Genomic DNA, 18296 nt, shown 5'->3' with positions numbered 1-18296 from the left:
CCATGGGAACATCTGATACGTCGGCCGCTCAAATTGTGGGCCGTCAAATTGTCGTCTGCGGTGGTGGTTTGGCCGCTCAGCAGGTTTGCGCCGCTTTGGCACCTTATCTTTGCAGTTCGCTCAACGTGATCTGGATTGCGGGTATGTCGGACGCTGATACCGACGTCTTCTACGGCAACCTGACCTCGCCCGCGGCCTACGATTTCAACCTTTCATTGGGGGTCTCCGAGCCGGATCTGATCCTGGACAGCGACACGACCTTTTCATATGGAACGCATTTCACGAACTGGGGCGCGCGCCGGTTGGACTGGGTTCAGGCATTTCATCTGCCTCTGCCGGTCCTGGAAGGCGCGACGTTTCAACATTACCTGACGCAACAGGGGCAAGCAGCTCTGGAGCCGTTTCTGGTATCGGCCGTGGCGGCCCGACGCGGCGTCTTTGCCCATCCCCCGGAAGACCCTGGCCACCCGTTGTCGCGGGCGGAATACGGCTATCAATTTGACGCTTCGGCCTACGGATCCTTGTTCGAGCGCGCTGCCACACGTAGCGGCGTGCGGAAGATCGCCGCAGATATTTCTGCGATTGATGCCGCCGATGGCGTTATTAACGCCATTCACCTGAGCGACGGTCAGACCCTGACGGCCGATTTGTGGATCGATGCCACAGGGGCGCAGGCGACGCTTTTGTCGCACATTGCAGGCGAGCGTCACAGCGCCCGGCGCCTGCATGCCTATCTGACACGCACGGAAACGGAAACGCCCGGCCAGGCCGTTACGACGATCAGCGGTATGCCTTATGGCTGGCAGGCAAAGACTGCCTTGCGCAGCTCTAACCTCATGCTGACGATCACGAGTCCGGATTCGGACACGGAGGTCCAGGCCGCGTTTGCCACGGGGCCGGAAAGGTCGGCGATCGTCGATATCGGCTGGCGCGACATGGCCTGGGTCGGCAACTGTGTCGGCATTGGTCACGCGGCTTGTGTGGCGGAACCCGTCACCATAGCCCCCATGCTCCTGCTTCAGCGGGATATCGAACGCCTGCTGCCCCTTTTGCCTGTATCGGATGACCTTTCGGTTGAGCGCCGTGAGTATAATCGCCAGGCCCTGGCGGATTATGTCCATGCCGACCTGTTCACGCGCGCCCTGTTCGAGACGCAACCCGTGGACGGGGCTCCGTACTGGGGCGCCGCCCTCACACCAGCCGATGAACGCCTGATACGCAAGATCGAACAGTTTGAAAGCCGCGGTCTGCATGTCGCTTACGACCTGGAACCGTTCGGTCCGGAGGACTGGCTCATTCTTCACTACGGAATGGGGCGCCGGCCGTTACGGTATGATCGCATTGTTGATGGCGCGGACAATGCCAGGATCAGGCAGTATCTGGAGGCACTTCGTAACAACATCGACAGTGCGATCCGATCCATGCCACCGCATGGAGCCTATCTGAACGGTCTGACCAAATATCTTCGACAACAAAAAGGTGAGGCATGACCTCGTATCTGAAGAAGATCGTCATTCTGGGCGGTGGATCCGCGGGCTGGATGACTGCGGCGGCGCTGTCCAGCCAACTCGATCCGAAGTTCGTGTCGGTCACCCTGGTCGAGTCTGACCAGATCGGCACGATCGGTGTCGGCGAGGCGACCATTCCCGAGATCATCAATTTCAACCGTCACCTCGGCATTCGTGAAGACGAGTTCATGAAGGCGACCCACGCCACCTTCAAGCTGGGCATCGAATTCGTCGACTGGGGGCGCAAGGGGGATGCCTATATCCATCCGTTCGGCGGCCATGGCGTCGATATGAATGGTTACGAGTTCCATCAGTACTGGCTGCGCAGCCGCGCTGACGGCAATGCTTATCCTATCGACGCCTACAGCATGTCCGCCGTTGCTTCCCGCCAAAGCCGGTTTGACCTGCCAGGAACGACAAATTCGCCGCGCAGTCATCTTCGCTATGCCTATCATTTCGACGCCACCCTGTATGCACGCTACCTGCGCAGCTATGCGGAGGCGCGGGGCGTGCGCCGTGTCGAGGGGAAGGTCGAGGACATCCTTCAGGCGCCGGAATCAGGCGACATCACCGCACTGAGACTCGACACGGGCGAGACGATTGACGGCGAACTCTTCTTCGACTGCACGGGGTTCAGCGCGCTTCTGATCGGCAAAACCCTGGGTGTTGGTTATCATGACTGGAGCCACTGGTTGCCATGCGACACGGCGCAGGCTGTGCCTTGCGCCCACGCCGGTCCGCTGTTGCCCTATACGCGCTCGACGGCCCGGACCGCGGGCTGGCAGTGGCGGATCCCGACCCAGACCCGCACCGGCAACGGCCATATCTACAGCAGCGCCTTCATGGAGGACGACGAAGCCACCGCGATCCTGCTCGCCAATCTTGACGGCGAGGCCATGGCATCGCCTCGTAAAATTCGCTTCAAGGCTGGGCACCGTCACGCCTTCTGGAAGAACAACTGCGTCGCCATCGGTCTGTCGGCCGGTTTTCTTGAGCCACTGGAATCGACCTCGATCTATCTGATCCAGGAAGGCATCAGCCGCTTTATCGCCCTGTTCCCGGACGCTTCGCTGCCCGAGGTGGTGCGCAAGGAATATAACCAGCACATGCAGACCGAGTTCGAGCAGGTGCGCGACTTCATTATCCTGCATTACAATGCGACCGAACGCGACGACACGCCATTCTGGAACTACTGCCGCAACATGAGCATTCCCGATAGCCTCAGTCACAAGATCGACTTGTTCCGAACGGCAGGTCGGACCTATGCCTACAGGGAGGAACTGTTCGGACGCCCGAGCTGGATCGCCGTTTTCCTGGGCCAGGGCATCATGCCGCGAAGCTTTGACCCTGTGATCGCCATGCTGCCGTCTGATGCCGTCAGGGACAGCCTTGACTCCATGCGTCAGGCCATGCACGCCGAAGCTGGCCGCATGCCCACCCACGCTGCCTTTCTGCAAAGCTACTGCCCCGCTGTAGGGGCCTGATTTTTAGCGCCAACCGCAAAGCCACATCATGCAAGATTTGAGAATTCGCAAAGTTGTTATCGTCGGGGGGGGAACCGCCGGATGGATGGCGGCCGCCGGTATGTCGAAACTGCTGCCGGCAAACCAGGTTGCCTTCCGCGTCGTCGAATCCGAAGCCATCGGCACGGTCGGTGTCGGTGAAGCGACCATTCCGCATATCCTTTACTTTAACCGACTTTTGGGAATCGACGAAAACGAGTTCGTCAGAAAAACCAACGCAACCTTCAAGACGGGTATTGAGTTCGTCAACTGGGGACGGCTTGGACAGAGCTATATCCACCCGTTTGGCCCTTACGGCGGTCCTATGGACGGCATCCACTTCCACCACTTCTGGCTGCGTTATGCCGCTCTGGGCAAGGCGCCACCGCTGGAACGGTACAGCCTGATGATACAGGCCGCACGGGCCGGCAAGTTCCAGCGCCCCGACCCGTCCAAGGTGAATTCCGCGCTCAGCCTTATTGCCTATGCCTTCCATTTCGATGCCAGCCTTTACGCGCGTTTGATGCGCGAGCAGGCTGAGGCCCGAGGCGTGATCCGGACGGAAGGACGTATCACGAATGTGGTCCAGGATCCGCAATCCGGTCACGTCCAAAGCGTCGTCCTAGAAACGGGTGAGGTCATCGAAGGCGATCTGTTCATCGATTGCTCCGGATTTCGCGGGCTGCTGATCGAGCAGACTCTCAAGGCAGGTTATGACGACTGGAGCCGCTACCTGCCGTGTGACCGAGCTGTCGCGCGTGCATGTGAGCGGGTCGCCGATCCGATCCCCTATACGCGCGCTACCGCCAAGTCATCGGGCTGGCAATGGCGCATCCCGCTCCAGTCTCGAACGGGTAACGGCCATGTCTATTCCAGTGCCCATATATCCGACGATGCCGCGCTGGACAGCCTCAATGCCGATCTGGATGGTGCCCCGCTAACGGAGCCGAATTTCCTGAGGTTTACAGCCGGCATACGAAAGAGCCCCTGGAAGAAAAATGTCGTATCCCTGGGGCTGGCGTCGGGTTTCCTGGAGCCGCTGGAATCGACGTCGATCCACCTGATCCAGACGGCCATCGCCCGACTGATGACCAACTTTCCAGACAAGACCTTCAACCAGCCGGACATCGACTATTACAACCGTCGAACCCGACTGGAATATGAACAGGTCCGCGATTTTATTATTCTGCACTATAATGCCACCGCGCGCGACGATAGTCCCTTCTGGAACTATTGCCGGACCATGGCGATACCCCAGACGCTTGAAGACCGTTTGGCCATATTCAAAGAGAATGCGCGGCAGTACCGTCACGACAACGAACTGTTCAACGAAGTCAGTTGGTTGGCCGTGATGCACGGCCAGAATATCGAGCCGAAGCGTTACCACCCGATCGCAGACATGATCTCGGAGGAGGAACTCGTGCGCCGCATGGCACATTTTGAGGACGACGTCACTCGCTCGCTCGCTACGATGCCCGGCCATCAGGCCTTTATCGACCGGAATTGCCGCAGCGCGGGTGGTCTGTATTTGAGTGCATCCCAAAAAGCGTGACGCACTTTTGGGGATGCGCGTAAAAACAAAAGCTTAGAGCGCCCATCCGATTCTACCGGATCGAAACGCGCTCTAAGACGCGGGTTACGAGAGGATCGCGCCCAGTTCTTCCGAGATCTGGCGGCAGCTCTCCTGTAGGACGAGGCGGACCTCGTCGCGCAATACCGTTTGTGTTCCGTCAATGAGCTGAAGGAAAGGGACGGTCAGGGCGGCCAGCACGATACCGTTGCCTCCGAAGATCGGATAACTGATGTCGGTTACGCCGACCGTGCGCGTACTCTTCATCATTTCATAGCCCCGCGACTTCACCTTTCGCAGCATGAGGTCAACGGCGGGATCCTCGATAACGCTACTGACCACGGGACCATCGTTCACTGCATCGAAAGCGAGCAGGACGTGGCCGGAACAGGTGCTTTCGAGCGGGATTTGCGCGCCTACGCGGACTGCGAAAACCGTCGGCCCGGGGGTTTGCTGACGGTAGACCACCATGCCTTGGTTTCCGTTGCGAACGACCAGATGGCACGATTGTTCAATGCGATTGGTGAGTTCGCGCATATATGGGGCGGCGGTCTGAACGAGATCATCGACGGGAGTCGCCTTGAACCCGACTTCAAGCACCCGCATGGTGACGCGGAAACGATCGCCAGGATGGCGCCTTAGCCAGCCAAGGCGTTCCATAACCATGATGACACGAAAGATCTCGCTGACGGACAGGCCAAGTTTTCCGGCCATCTCCGTAATCGTCAAACCACGAGGGAACTCCGCCAGGAGTTCCAGGATCGTGAAGCCTTTTTCGAGCGCCGGCGCGCTGTAGACGGGCGCCTTTGCCGCGTCATCGGGTGCTTGGGGCGAACTGGCCATGGATATGGGAGCCTTTAATAGCAACGAAGGTGATGATTTGGGGCAGCTGCTGAATCACCCTAGACATAAGCTAATGGCGGATGGCAAGAGAATGCAATCATCTGGTTTCGCGTGGCGACGGAAGAAGACTATCGCGCGGCGTGGTAAAGGCAGGCGTTCCATACTAGGCGCTCGCGAAGGATTCGGAGTACGCCTTGAAAAAGAAAACCTCGTCCGTTGAAACGGATCCGACGGAACTGCTGGAGAGTCAGATTGGTTTCCAACTGCGCCTCGCGCAGTTGGCCGTGTTTGCCGAGCTCATCGACCGGATGAAGGAGATTGGGCTGCGCCCGGTCGATCTGTCGGTGCTGATGCTGATCGAGGCCGAGCCCGGTCTGCGTCAGCACGTTATCGGTGATCGGCTGAAAATCCAGCGGCCGAATGTGGTAGCGTTGATCGACGCGCTGCAGGAGCGGGATCTGGTGGGACGGAAGGTGGACAAGATGGACCGCCGCGCCAATCAACTGGCCCTGACGAAGTCGGGGGGGGAACTGCTGGCCCAGGCCAAGCTTATCCAGCGCCAGCACCTGGAGCGGATGCAAAAAATCCTGGCGGGCGTTGATTTCGATAACTTCATGAAGGGCCTGCGCCAACTGGCTGCCATGCCGCCGCGGGAGGCGGAGGAGTAGGGGCCTCAGGTGTCCGGATCGCGTCTCTTGACGATGTCCTTCTGAGCCTGCCGGATCAGGGATTCCATGCACCAGCGTGCTTCGGCAGGGTCACTGTGCTCGATGGCGTCGTAAACGGCCCTGTGGGCGGCAACCGGGTCGGAACCCAGCACATCATGTTCGATCTTGTAGCGGGTCGACAGGGCGACCGAGGCGCCGATCGATGCGTTCAAAGAGGCCAGTTGGTCGTTATCTGCCGCCGCCAGAAGAGCGGCGTGGAAGTCCTTGTCGGCCTGCTGGCCCGATTCGGTAAACAGGGTGTCGCGATCCATGATCTCAAGCGCCTTGAACATCTGCGCCAGGTGCGTGACGTTTCTGCGCTGAGCGGCCAGGGCGGCGGCGGCCGGCTCGATAATCAGCCGCAGTTCGAACAGGTTGCGGACCAGCCGGTCGTCGGGCTCGTTTGCGAACATCCAGCCGATGACATCGGGATCCAGCAAATTCCAGGCACTTTTCTCGGTGACGCAGGTACCGCGCTTGGGGCGTGGTTCGATCAGGCCTTTGGAACTCAGGATTCGCATGGCTTCGCGCACGGCGGTGCGGGAAATACCGAGCGAGATGGACATGTCCATTTCCGTCGGCAGGACGTCCCCCGGCAGCCGGTGGCCCGAGATGATTTCCGTCGCCAGCTTCTGCGCCAGCATATCGTGGAGGCGCGACGACGATAGCCGGCCACTCACGGACTGACCTTCCCCGGTGTCGCTGTCCCAGGTTACGATCTGCCGCCGTTTGTCTTTACTCATGAATGACCGTGGAAAATCAAACCGGATATTTCCGATGCTGTGTATGCCCCAAGCCGTGCCGGCTTGTCGCGGGTGGGTTCCTGTTATGATCGTTAGTGCCATAGCCGGACGAGAATGCAAGTCTTCCGTACAGGGACGGGGGGTGCCGGTCCCGCCGATGGCCGGCTCAACCGGGGTCGGTGTCCCATTTTTGATTTATACAAGCAGACTATTTATCCCAATTAGACTGGGCGCGAGGTTTGAGCGCTTGCGCCTAATTTTGAAATAAAGTTGCCCAGTTATAAAAGGGCCTTGGAGGTTTTGCTATAAAAAACAATAAATTAAAGTCAAAATTCCCCTGACGATTTTCTGGGGGTGGAAATCGAGTGCATTGCGTGGTGAATAGCTATTGACGGGAATGGACGATGTGAACAATTATAACATCAGACCTAATCTCGTGCGGCACCACAATTCAACACACCATGAAGAGCATGACCTATATCGACATCGCTGGCGTCAATAATGTACGTCCGAGCGCGCAATTTCCGCTGGTTCAGCAAGGTCCTGTTTATGGTGCGAATTAACAGCGGTGGCGTGAGGTGGGGCATTATTGCGCTGCTGACAGTCGGCACCATCCTCAACTATCTGACGCGCAGCACGCTCAGCGTTGCGGCGCCGACGCTCATGACCACGATGAACATGAGCGAAAAGGACTATGGCTTCATTACCGGCGTTTTTCAGTTCGGCATCATGTTGCAGCCCATCGCCGGTTTCATCCTCGATGTCGTCAAGCTGAAGATGGGATTGTTCCTGTTCGCCCTGGCCTGGGGTGTGATCACCATGGCCCATGCCCTGGCGGGCAATTGGCAGGCATTGGCCTGGTTGCGCGGCCTTCAGGGGTTTGCCGAGGGCACCGCCCAACCCGGTGGGCTCAAGGTCGTTTCCGAGTGGTTTCCGGCCAAGGAACGGGGGTTTGCCAGCGGTCTCTACAATATCGGCGCCTCTGTGGGGTCCATGCTGGCGCCGCCTTTGGTCGCGTTTGCCATCCTGTATTACAACTGGCAGGCCGCGTTCGTCTTTGCCGGCGCGTTGGGTGTGCTGTGGGCGGTGCTGTGGTTTTTCACCTATCGCTCGCCGTTAGAGCATAAAGCGTTGAAAGATCCGGAAAAGAACTACATCCTGGATGGTCAGGAAAAGCATCTCGCGGCTTCGGGAGAGCGGCCGTCGCTGCTCAACATACTGAAACAGCGTAACTTTTGGGGCATTGCCATCCCGCGGTTCCTGGCCGATCCGACCTGGAGCACGCTGGTCTTCTGGCTGCCGCTGTACCTGGCCACGGTGAGGGGGTTCGACCTGAAGCAGATCGCCCTGTTCGGGTGGTTGCCGTTCGTCGCCGCCGACATCGGATGCCTGTTCGGGCCGTTCCTCGTTTCCACATTTCAGAAATTCGGGATTTCTCTGATTAATGCTCGCCGGCTGACCTTTACGGTCGGGGCCGTCATGATGATGGGGGTCGTCTTCGTTGGCTTCGTGGAGAGCCCCTACGTCGCCATCGCACTGCTGTGTTTGGGGGCCTTCGCGCACCAGACCCTGTCGGTGACCGTCATCACCATGTCGTCGGATTTGTTCCGCCAGAGCGAGGTCGCGACCGTGGCGGGTCTGGCCGGGACCGCCGCCAATCTGGGCGCCCTGCTGTTTTCGGTCGCCATAGGGACTTTGGTGGCGACGACGGGCTATACGCCCTTCTTCTTTATCCTGGGCGGCATCGACCTGTTGGGGGCGTTGCTGTTGTGGCTTCTGGTCAAGCCAACGGAGGCGGTGCGTGATCAGTAATCCTGTGTTGCAGGGCTTCAACCCCGATCCGTCGATCATTCGCGTCGGCAGCGACTATTATATCGCCACCTCGACCTTTGAGTGGTTCCCGGGCGTGCAGATCCATCACTCCACCGACCTGGTCAATTGGCGGCTGGTGTCGCGGCCCCTGCGGCGGTCGTCGCAGCTGGATCTGCGCGGCATACCCGATAGCTGCGGCATCTGGGCGCCGTGCCTGAGCTATGCCAAGGGCCGGTTTTATCTCACCTATTCGCTGGTCCGGCGCTATGGTCGAACGACCGAGTACGGCGCCCAGGGCATGTCGCTGCGAGACTTCCACAACTATGTCGTGACCGCCGATGCGATCGAGGGCGACTGGTCCGATCCGGTCTATCTCAATAGCAGCGGCTTTGATCCGTCGCTGTTCCATGACACGGACGGCAAGAGCTATCTGCTCAATCTCCTGTGGGATCACCGCAGCGGCCATAACCGCTTTGCCGGCATCCTGATGCAGCCGTACGACACGGAAGCCCGAGTCCTGTTCGGGGAAGCGAAGGTGATCTTCGAAGGCACCGAGTTGGGCTATACCGAGGGGCCGCACCTCTATCGCCGCGATGGTTGGTATTACCTGGTTGTCGCCGAAGGCGGCACCGGGTGGGACCATGCCGTCACCCTGGCGCGGTCGCGTGACCTGTACGGACCGTACGAGGTCTGTCCGTATGGGCCGATTGTGACGAGCCGCGGCCGGCCGGACCTCGCCTTGCAGAAGGCCGGGCATGGCGACCTGGTCGAGGCGGAGGACGGAACGTGGCTGATGGCCTATCTGTGCGCCCGGCCGGTTCCGGGGACGCAAGCTTGTGTGCTGGGGCGCGAAACGGCGTTGCAGCCGGTACGCTGGACGGCGGACGGATGGATCGAACCGTCGGAACCCCTGGCTCAGGTCGGCCAGCCGGCCAAGGCCTCAGCCGAGGAAACGCAGCGCTATGCGTTTGGTAGCACATTGCCGGAGGACTTCCAGTGGCTGCGCACGCCCTATCCGGACGCTTTGTTCAGCCTGTCGGCGCGGCCGGGGCACCTGACCCTGTTCGGGTGCGAAACGATCGGGAGCCTGTTCGAGCAAAGCCTGGTGGCGCGGCGGCAGACCTCGTTCGGCTACGAGGCGACGACGGTTGTCGACTTCGAACCCGAAAGCTTCCAGCAGTCGGCGGGGCTGGTCTGCTATTACAACTCGACCAAGTTCCACTACGCCTGCATCAGCTTCGATGAGGCGGCCGGGCGGCATCTGCGCGTCATGTCGGCGCTGCCGGATCCGGCATGTCCGGAGGCGCTGTCGAAAATCTATCCGCTTCCGGCCGGGCCGGTCGAGTTGCGCGTGGTGTCGGATGGCCGGCATCTGTGGTTCAGCTATCGCAGCGACGGTGCGTGGCATCAGCTCGAGGAGGTCTTCGACGCGACCTGCCTGTCCGATGAGGCGACCTTGCCGGGGCATCCGAGCTTTACCGGCACCTTTGTCGGTATGGCCTGCCAGGACACGTCGGGACGGGCTTGCCCGGCGCATTTCGCCGGGTTTGCCTATACCCGCCGGGATGCGGCGACGGAGGCCGCGAGCGTACCGCGGCGTCGCGTCGGGATGTAACAAAAACGCGCGCCGGGCTTTACCTGCGCCCCATAAGCGGGGCCAATGGCTGAACGAGTCGCAAGCCGGAGACGCGCATGAAATCCCTCGCCTTGTCGTGGCCCTTCTGGGCTGTGCTGTCCGCCGTCTTTGCCGCCCTTACCGCGATCTTCGCCAAGATCGGTGTCGAGGCGGTCAATTCGAATATGGCGACCTTTATTCGTACCCTGGTCATCGTTGTAGCGGCGGCCGCCGTCGTCCTGGCAACCCACAGCTGGCAGGCGCCGGGCAGCATTTCCAACCGTACCTGGCTGTTTCTGCTTCTGTCGGGCCTGGCGACAGGCGCGTCGTGGTTTTGCTATTTCCACGCCCTGAAACTGGGTGACGCCGCCCAGGTGGCGCCGATTGACAAGCTGAGCGTCGTGTTTGTCGCCGTGTTTGCCGTGCTGTTTCTGGGTGAGAAGCTGTCTCTGCTCAACTGGCTCGGCGTCGGGCTCATCGCCGGCGGCGCCGTCCTGGTCGCGTACAGGACCTGACCGATATGCGCCTTCTGCTGGTCGAAGATGATGATTTGTTGGGCAAGGCGCTGCGCACCGGGCTGATCCAGGGCGGCTACACGGCCGACTGGCTGCGCGACGGCGAATCCGCGCTCGAAGCCGCCCGTACCAACAGCTATATGGCGGTCATTCTCGATATCAACCTGCCGGGCATTTCGGGCCTTAAGGTCCTGAAGGCGCTGCGCCAGACGTCCGACACGCCGGTCCTGATCATGACGGCGCGCGACGGGTTGGAGGCGCGCGTCGAAGGCCTCGACCTCGGCGCCGACGATTACATCGTCAAGCCGTTTGCCCTGGCCGAGTTGCTGGCGCGGCTACGCGCGGTCCATCGCCGCAGCCTGGGGCGTTCGCAGACCGTCATCACGCTGAACGACATCGAGGTCGATACCGCTGCCCGCACGGTCCGCAAGGCCGGGGAATGGGTGAAGATCACCGCCCGCGAATTCCAGATCCTGAACCTGCTGATGGCGCGCATGGGGCGCATCGTCAGCAAGGGCGACATCGAGGCACAGGTCTATAGCTGGGACGGCGATTTCGAGAGCAACACGGTCGAAGCCGCCATCTATTCCTTGCGCAAGAAACTGGGGCGCGAACTGATTTCAACCTTGCGCGGGGTCGGTTATGTCATCAACGGCTAAGCGGCGCCCCTCCCTGACACTGCAGATCCTGCTGGGGGTCGGCATTCCCTTCATCGTCGTGACGGCCCTGATCGGCGTGATCGCCTATGTCAGCGCCCAGGATGAGGTCTCGGAGGTCTACGATTCCCAACTGATCACCACGGCCCAGGAATTGTGGCATCTGGCCCGCGCCAATGACGACCTGGCGGCATTGCGGGTCGGGACACATGATCTGGGCCTCGACGCGGAGGATCGGGCGGCGCTGGACGAATACGCCAAATGGCGGAGCTTTCGGGTGTGGAAGGGTGGCCGTCTGGTCATTGAATCCGACAACGCGCCGGCGGGTGCGCCCGTGGCCGGCAAGGGGTTCCGCGACACGAAACGTGGTCACGACGCATGGCGTGTCTTTACACTACGCGTGCCGGCCGACGGCGTGGTGGTCGAGGTCAGCGAGATGCTGCATGCCCGACGCGAGGTGAGTGAACGCATCGTCTGGGGTGTGTCCCTGCCGCTGCTGCTCATCCTGCCCATCATTGCCCTGGCGGTGTGGCTGGGCATTCGCTGGGGTTTGCGCGATCTGCTTGGATTTGCCGCCGCCGTGCGCAAACGTTCGTCCGATGATTTGTCGCTGATCGACGGCAAGGCGATTCCGTCGGAACTGGCCCCCTTGTCGGACTCGATCAATCACCTGCTGGCCAAGCTTGACCGGTCTATCGCCCAGGAACGCCTGTTTACCGACAATGCGGCGCATGAATTGCGCACGCCCCTGGCGGCGCTTGGCGTGCAGGTCGATGTCGTCCGCAATGTCCGCACGTCCAGGGACCGGAATGCCATGCTCGAGGATCTGAGCCAGGGCGTCCACCGCACGTCGCGCCTGCTCGATCAGTTGCTGACCCTGGCGCGTATCCGCCATGTGCAAGCCGACGCTGCCCCGGTCAATCTGTACGATGCCGCCAGGGAGGTGTTGGCGGAGGTCTATCCCAAGGCCCTGGCCAAAGGCATTGAGCTTGGTCTCTCCGGCGACGAGGCAACGGCCATAGTGGCGGCGAAGCCCTTGCTTGCGCTGCTGGTCGGCAATCTGCTGGACAATGCCATCAAGTATTCGCCGCCCGGTGCTCAGGTCGATGTCACCGTCAGCCTGATGGACAGCCGCGCCCGGCTCACTGTCCGTGACCACGGCCCAGGCATTGCCGAAGTTGAGCGCGAACACGTCTTCGGGCGCTTTTACCGCATCAAGGGGACGACCCAGCCGGGCAGCGGACTTGGCCTGTCGATCGTGCGCAGTATCTGCGATATTCTCGGCGCAGAGATTCGCTTGTTTACGCCGCAAGATGGTGAAGGCCTCGGCGTCGAAATCCGTTTTATCGTCTGACGTTTCAGTTTCGCCTCATCTTGGCGGACTATGACCACCCGAAATGTCATGCAGGCATCGAGGACCAAGGCCAATATGGGTACGGGATATCGGGCATTATCGGCCACCGCCCTGGCGCTTATGCTGACCCTGTCAGCCTGCGCCCATTACCAGGCTGCGCCGATGGACCTCAAAACAGCGGGCGGCCCCTCTGTGCACGCGGGTGACCTGCCGGCTGACGCCGATGCCCAGACCTTGCTGCAACTGGCATTGCAACGCGACCCGGCGGTCGCGGCGGCGCGCGCAACCCTGGCCGCCGCCGAGGCCAACCGGAAGGCCGCTCGCAATCTGCCGCCGCTTTCCCTTATGCTCACCGTGGAATATTCGAAGGATGCCGATCCGCAGAAGCCGTGGCTATACGGTGGGGCCGTCGGCATTCCTTTGGACACCGGCGCCAGGCGTGCCGCCCGGGTTACGGGCGCCGATCTGACGGTTATCAGGGCGCGTTATGCCCTGGCCGAGGCGGTCTGGGGCGTACGGCAACGGCTTTACCAGGCCCTGAACGACCTGAGCCTGTCAGCGCAGGAGATTGCCCTCAATCAAACCCTGCTGGATCAACGTATCGCCTATCAGGCGCTGATCCAGAAGCGGGTCCGTCACGGTGAAGAGGCGCAAGGTGTCGCCGCGCAGGCCGCACTCGATGTGTCAGGCGCACGCCAGGCCCTGGCTGAGGCCAAGGCCAGGCATATCGCCGCCGTCGCGGCCGTGGCGCACGCGCTCGACGCCGATGTTGCGGCCGTGGAAGCGATGACGATACGCCCCGCGGCAGAACTTGATGTACTTGATGAGGCGCAGTTGCGCGCCATGATCGACAAGGCAGTCTATCATCGTGCCGACGTCCTGCTGGCGGTTGTCGACTATGACGTCGCCGAGAACGACCTGCGTACGGCCATCGCGGCGCAATACCCGGATATCAGTCTTCAGCCGGGCTATAACTGGGAACGTGGTCAGGTGAAAATTCCGTTCTCGCTCAGCCTGACCCTGCCGCCCCTCGATGGCAACCGCGCCGCCATCGACGCAGCACAATCGACGCGTCTCGCCGCCGGCAAAACGCTGGAAAGCGTGGTCAAGGCCACCCGTAGCAACGCCGCTCAGGCGGCCACGACCTACAGCGCCGACCTGGGGACTGCTCGAAGCATCGCCACCACCGATCTGCCGGTATCGCGCGACATGGCTGCCCGTGCCCAGCGCATGAAGTTGGCCGGCGAGGGCGACCAGGCCGATGCCCTGCTCGCCGAACTCAATGCCACGCAGACACAAATCCATCTGCTTCAGGCGCAAAGGACCGCGCACAATGACCGGCTGGCGCTCGAAGACGCGCTGCATCAAACCTTCGACACCACGGATACCCGGATTTTGAGCGACGCCGTAAAGACCGATGAGGTTACCCAGTGAAATTGATACCTGCCGCCGCCCTGATCCTGGCCCTGACCGCCGGCTCCGCTTACGCCCAGGCCGACAAACCGCTGCAACTGGATGCGAAAACCCAAACCCGGCTGCAGATCAGGGTGGCGCCGATCCGCGCCGCGCAGAGTTCCGGTTCGGTGAATGCCTTTGCCACCGTGGTCGATGCGACGCCCTTGCTGACCCTTTTGAGCGATCTGGCGACCGCGCAGTCGGCTTATAATGCCTCGCAGGCCGAAGCGGCGCGCACGCAAGATCTGGCCAAGGACGATACCGTTTCGCAGAAAGCCGCCGAGGCGGCGCTGGCCCAGGCCCGCGGCGACCAGGCCAAGGTCACCCTGCTTAAACAGCGCCTGGGTCTGGAATGGGGCGCCTGGTTCTCCAATCAGTCCGATGTCGCCCTGCGGCAGCTCGGCAGCGACCTGGCCAACGGCAAGACCGCTCTGGTGCGCGTCGATACGCCGTCAGGGCAGGGCCTCAAAGGGGCGCAGACGGCCACCCTCGATCTGGGCGCGATCGGCTCGGTCGATGCCCGTGTGCTCGGAATTGCCCGGACCGCCGACGCCCGGCTGCAATCGCCGGGACTGATGACCATGGTGACCGGCCCGAACGCGGCCTACCTCGGCAACGGCCTGACGATGAAGGCGTCGCTCTATGGCGGCGGCACGACGAATGGCCTGCTGATCCCCAATGCGGCGCTTCTGCGTCAGGGCGGGCGGGTCTATGCCTATGTCAGGACGGGGCCGCAGACCTTCGACCGCCGTGCCGTCGTGCTGGTCCGCGTCGTCCCCGACGGTCTGATCGTCAGCGACGGCTTTGCGGCCGGTGAGCAGGTGGTCGTCCAGGGCGCCTCGGCCCTGCTGACCGCCGCCACTTCCACCCCGGCGGGCGAGTAGCACGATGTTGAGCGCCCTTGTTCGCCTCAGCCTGAGCCACGCGCGTCTGGTCGCGCTTGCCGCCTGCCTGCTGTTGGTCGCCGGCGGCTTTACCCTGACCCATGCCAATTACGACGTCTTTCCCGACTTCGTGCCGGCCCAGGCCGAGGTGCAGACCGAAGCCCCGGGCCTCGCCGCCGACCAGGTCGAGCAGCTTGTGACCCGCCCGGTCGAACAGGCGATCAACGGCGCGGCCGGCGTGCAGAGCGTGCGTTCGGAATCGATCCAGGGCTTGAGCCTCGTCACCGTCACGTTCAAGGAAGGCGCCGAACCCTATCGCGCCCGCCAGATCGTCGCCGAAGCGCTCAATGAGGCCGCCGCCAACCTGCCGGCCGGCGCAAAATCGCCGAAGGTGGCGCCGCTGACCTCATCGACCATGGACCTGCTCAAGGTCGGCTTTGTCAGCGACAAGCTGGATCCGCAGGCCTTGCGCGATTTCGTTCAATGGCAGGTGCGGCCGCGCCTGATGTCCGTGCCGGGCGTCGCCCGCGCTACCGTCTACGGCGGAAGCGTCCGCCGTATCGAAGTGCGCGTCGACCCAAACGCCCTGTCGGCGCGGGGCCTCAGCCTGGACGACGTCATCAAGGCCACGCAGACCTCGACGGCGTTGAGCGGCGGCGGGTTTATCGACACGTCGGAACAGCGCATCCTGGTCGAACCGAGGGCGCAGGCCGCCGACGCCGCCGATATCGCCGCCACGCCTTTGGCGGCGGCGGCATCGGGTACGCCTGCCGCCGTCGTGCATATCGGTGACGTTGCCGAGGTCGTCGAGGCGCCCGCGCCCGATTTCGGCGATGCCGTCGTCATGGGCCAGCCCGGTGTGCTGATCAGCATGTCGAGCCAGTACGGCGCCAACACCTTGAAGGTCACGCGCGACGTCGAAGCGGCCCTGGCCGAACTGGCCCCGGCCTTGAAATCTCAGGGCGTCACCATGTCGGCCAACCTGCACCGCCCGGCCAATTTTATCGAAACCGCCCTGTCCGGCATCCTCGAAGACCTGGTGATCGGCGCCGTCCTGATCGCCATCATCCTGTTTGCCTTCATGCGTAATCTTAAGACCGTGCTGATCTCCTTCGTCAGCATCCCGCTGTCGCTTCTGGCCACGGTCATGGTCATGGACCGCATGGGCCTGAGCATCAACACCATGACGCTGGGCGGACTGGCGGTCGCCTTGGGCGTGGTCGTCGACGATGCCGTCATCGACGTCGAAAACATCGTCCACCGCCTGCGCGATCGGCCGGAAGGTATCAGCGCCGCCGAGACCATTTTGAGGGCGTCGCTGGAAGTCCGCTCACCGGTTATCTACGCCACGCTGGTCGTCGCCCTGGTTCTGGTGCCCGTGCTGATGATGCACGGCCTGCAGGGCGCCTTTTTCGCGCCCCTGGCCCTGGCCTTTATCCTGTCGACGCTGATTTCACTCGTCGTCGCCATCGTCGTGACGCCGGCGCTCAGCCTGCTGATGCTGCAAAAGACCAGGCTGCCGGATGAGCCGCGCTTATTGGGCCGGCTGAAGGCCTGGCATGTCGGTGTGTTGGAAGGCATCTGCAACCGCCCGAGGCCCCTGTTTGTCCTCTCCGGGGTTGTTAGCATCGCCGCCATCGCGGCCCTGTTTTTCTTTTCCAATGAATTGTTGCCGTCGTTCAAGGAGGGCCATTTCGTCCTCGGCGTCACGGCACAACCCGGTACGTCTTTGTCGGTCATGCGGCGCTACGGCGAGTCAATCTCGGCTGACCTGCTGCACATCGACGGCATCGCCTCGGTCGAACAGCAGATCGGTCGTTCGGAGGGCGGCGAAGACACCTGGGGGCCGGAGAAAAGCGAGTTCCATGTCGAGCTGAAGCCGCACCTGTCCGGCGCGAAGCAAGACGCCATCGAGGCCGAGATTCACAAGGTGCTCGACAGCTATCCCGGCCTGGAAACCGAAGTCCTGACCTTCCTCGGCGACCGCATCGGCGAGTCCCTGACCGGTGAAACCGCTGCGCTTGCCGTCAATATCTACGGCGGTGATGCCGATACCCTGGCGAAAACCGCCGAACAGGTGTCGGGCGAACTGTCGAAGCTGAAGGGCGCCGGCGACGTCAAGATCCAGACTCCGCCCTCGACGCCCAGCGTCCATATCGACATCGACCGCGCCGAGGCGGCCCAGCACGGGCTGACGCCGGTGGATATCCTGGGCGCCGTCCAAAGCGCCTATGAAGGCGTCACTGCCGCGCAGATATTCCGCAGCGACCGGGCGCTCGACGTTGCCGTCACCCTGCCCAACGAACTGCGGCAAAGTCCGGAAGCTGTCGGCGATCTGCTGGTGCGCGGGCCCGACGGATCGGTCGCGCGCCTGGGAGATATCGCCAGGGTGACGCTCGATGAAAGCCGCACGGTCATCTCGCATAATGGCGGACGTCTGGTCGAAACCGTCACCGCCAATCCGGCGCCCGCCGACGCCGTGCGCGTGACCAAAGCGGCCGAAGCCGCACTTACTGCGCAAATCAAACTGCCGGACGGCGTCTATCTCGAATATGTCAGCGTGGCCGACGAGGCCAACAAGGCGCGCAACGAACTGCTGCTCAATACCGGCATGGCGCTGACCGGCATCGTCGCGCTGCTGAGTCTGGCATTCGGCAGCGGGCGCGCCGTCGGCCTGATCGTTGCCTCGGCGCCGTTCGCCCTGGTCGGCGGTGTCGTCGCCGTGGCGCTGACCGGCGCCAGCCTTTCGCTGGGTTCGCTGGTCGGATTTGTCACCCTCATCGGGGTTGCCGCGCGCAACGCCATTCTGCTGCTGGCCCATACCCAGCAACTGGCCGACGAAGGCCATGACTGGTCCCTCGGTACGGTTATCCGCGCCACCCAGGAACGCGTCACGCCGATCCTGATGACGGCGCTGGTTACGGCGCTTGGCCTGTTGCCCCTGGCGTTCGGCACGGGCGAAGCCGGCCGCGAGATCCAGGGGCCGATGGCGACCGTCATCCTGGGCGGGTTGATCACCTCGACCCTGATGAGCCTGTTGGTCCTGCCGGCGATGATCTGGCGTTTTCGCCATCCGCCCGTACGCGCGGCCGAAGGCGACATCACTACCCGAACATAACGGCAGCGATGGCC

General features: G+C 62.1%; 14 protein-coding genes. 12 read left to right on the top strand and 2 right to left on the bottom strand.

Annotation, left to right across the window (positions count from 1 at the left end):
* The first annotated feature begins 2 nt into the window (after positions 1-2).
* Genes ABAC460_RS37700 through ABAC460_RS37690 form a run of 3 tightly spaced genes read left to right on the top strand, consistent with a single transcriptional unit; the run spans position 3 to position 4562 of the window.
* The gene (locus ABAC460_RS37700; RefSeq protein WP_052012758.1) at positions 3-1490 is read left to right on the top strand and encodes a tryptophan 7-halogenase; all 1488 of its coding nucleotides are present in this window, start codon (positions 3-5) and stop codon (positions 1488-1490) included.
* Entirely contained in the window at positions 1487-2992 is a 1506-nt protein-coding gene (locus ABAC460_RS37695; RefSeq protein WP_023453898.1) for a tryptophan halogenase family protein, read from the top strand. Before ABAC460_RS37700 ends, ABAC460_RS37695 begins: the two co-directional genes overlap by 4 nt.
* 28 nt (positions 2993-3020) lie before the next feature.
* On the top strand, positions 3021-4562 hold the full coding sequence (locus ABAC460_RS37690) for a tryptophan halogenase family protein (protein WP_031236910.1): 1542 nt from the start codon (positions 3021-3023) through the stop codon (positions 4560-4562).
* Between the two features lie 84 nt (positions 4563-4646).
* Here ABAC460_RS37690 and ABAC460_RS37685 read toward each other — a convergent pair whose 3' ends face one another.
* Positions 4647-5423, bottom strand: coding sequence for an IclR family transcriptional regulator (locus tag ABAC460_RS37685; protein ID WP_023453896.1), 777 nt, complete (start codon positions 5421-5423; stop codon positions 4647-4649).
* Between the two features lie 194 nt (positions 5424-5617).
* On the opposite strand from ABAC460_RS37685, the gene ABAC460_RS37680 reads away from it, so the two are divergent.
* A complete protein-coding gene (locus ABAC460_RS37680) occupies positions 5618-6091 on the top strand; it encodes a MarR family winged helix-turn-helix transcriptional regulator (RefSeq protein WP_023453895.1) in 474 nt (157 codons plus the stop codon).
* A gap of 5 nt (positions 6092-6096) precedes the next feature.
* Here the strand turns inward: ABAC460_RS37680 and ABAC460_RS37675 are convergent, their stop codons facing one another.
* Positions 6097-6873: a FadR/GntR family transcriptional regulator gene (locus tag ABAC460_RS37675; protein ID WP_031236909.1), complete on the bottom strand. Its 777-nt coding sequence runs from the start codon at positions 6871-6873 to the stop codon at positions 6097-6099.
* Positions 6874-7422: 549 nt separating this feature from the next.
* On the opposite strand from ABAC460_RS37675, the gene ABAC460_RS37670 reads away from it, so the two are divergent.
* The 8 genes from ABAC460_RS37670 (at position 7423) to ABAC460_RS37635 (ending at position 18282) form a co-directional block, all read left to right on the top strand.
* Positions 7423-8685, top strand: coding sequence for an MFS transporter (locus tag ABAC460_RS37670; RefSeq protein WP_031236908.1), 1263 nt, complete (start codon positions 7423-7425; stop codon positions 8683-8685).
* The gene (locus ABAC460_RS37665) at positions 8675-10300 is read left to right on the top strand and encodes a glycoside hydrolase family 43 protein (protein WP_052012757.1); all 1626 of its coding nucleotides are present in this window, start codon (positions 8675-8677) and stop codon (positions 10298-10300) included. Before ABAC460_RS37670 ends, ABAC460_RS37665 begins: the two co-directional genes overlap by 11 nt.
* Positions 10301-10377: 77 nt before the next feature.
* Complete coding sequence (locus tag ABAC460_RS37660; protein WP_023453891.1) at positions 10378-10815, top strand: EamA family transporter; 438 nt, start codon at positions 10378-10380, stop codon at positions 10813-10815.
* Between the two features lie 5 nt (positions 10816-10820).
* The gene (locus ABAC460_RS37655; protein ID WP_023453890.1) at positions 10821-11474 is read left to right on the top strand and encodes a response regulator transcription factor; all 654 of its coding nucleotides are present in this window, start codon (positions 10821-10823) and stop codon (positions 11472-11474) included.
* A complete protein-coding gene (locus tag ABAC460_RS37650; RefSeq protein ID WP_023453889.1) occupies positions 11458-12825 on the top strand; it encodes an ATP-binding protein in 1368 nt (455 codons plus the stop codon). The genes ABAC460_RS37655 and ABAC460_RS37650 overlap by 17 nt, the downstream gene beginning before the upstream one ends.
* Positions 12826-12855: 30 nt before the next feature.
* Positions 12856-14259: a TolC family protein gene (locus tag ABAC460_RS37645; RefSeq protein ID WP_081716554.1), complete on the top strand. Its 1404-nt coding sequence runs from the start codon at positions 12856-12858 to the stop codon at positions 14257-14259.
* Positions 14256-15164, top strand: coding sequence for a hypothetical protein (locus ABAC460_RS37640; protein ID WP_023453887.1), 909 nt, complete (start codon positions 14256-14258; stop codon positions 15162-15164). Before ABAC460_RS37645 ends, ABAC460_RS37640 begins: the two co-directional genes overlap by 4 nt.
* 4 nt (positions 15165-15168) lie before the next feature.
* On the top strand, positions 15169-18282 hold the full coding sequence (locus ABAC460_RS37635) for an efflux RND transporter permease subunit (protein WP_023453886.1): 3114 nt from the start codon (positions 15169-15171) through the stop codon (positions 18280-18282).
* The last annotated feature ends 14 nt before the right edge of the window (positions 18283-18296 follow it).

The sequence above is a fragment of the Asticcacaulis sp. AC460 genome, assembly GCF_000495795.1.
GTDB lineage: Bacteria > Pseudomonadota > Alphaproteobacteria > Caulobacterales > Caulobacteraceae > Asticcacaulis.
Note: the sequence above shows the minus strand (reverse complement) of the source record. Positions and strands in the feature narration are given on the sequence as shown.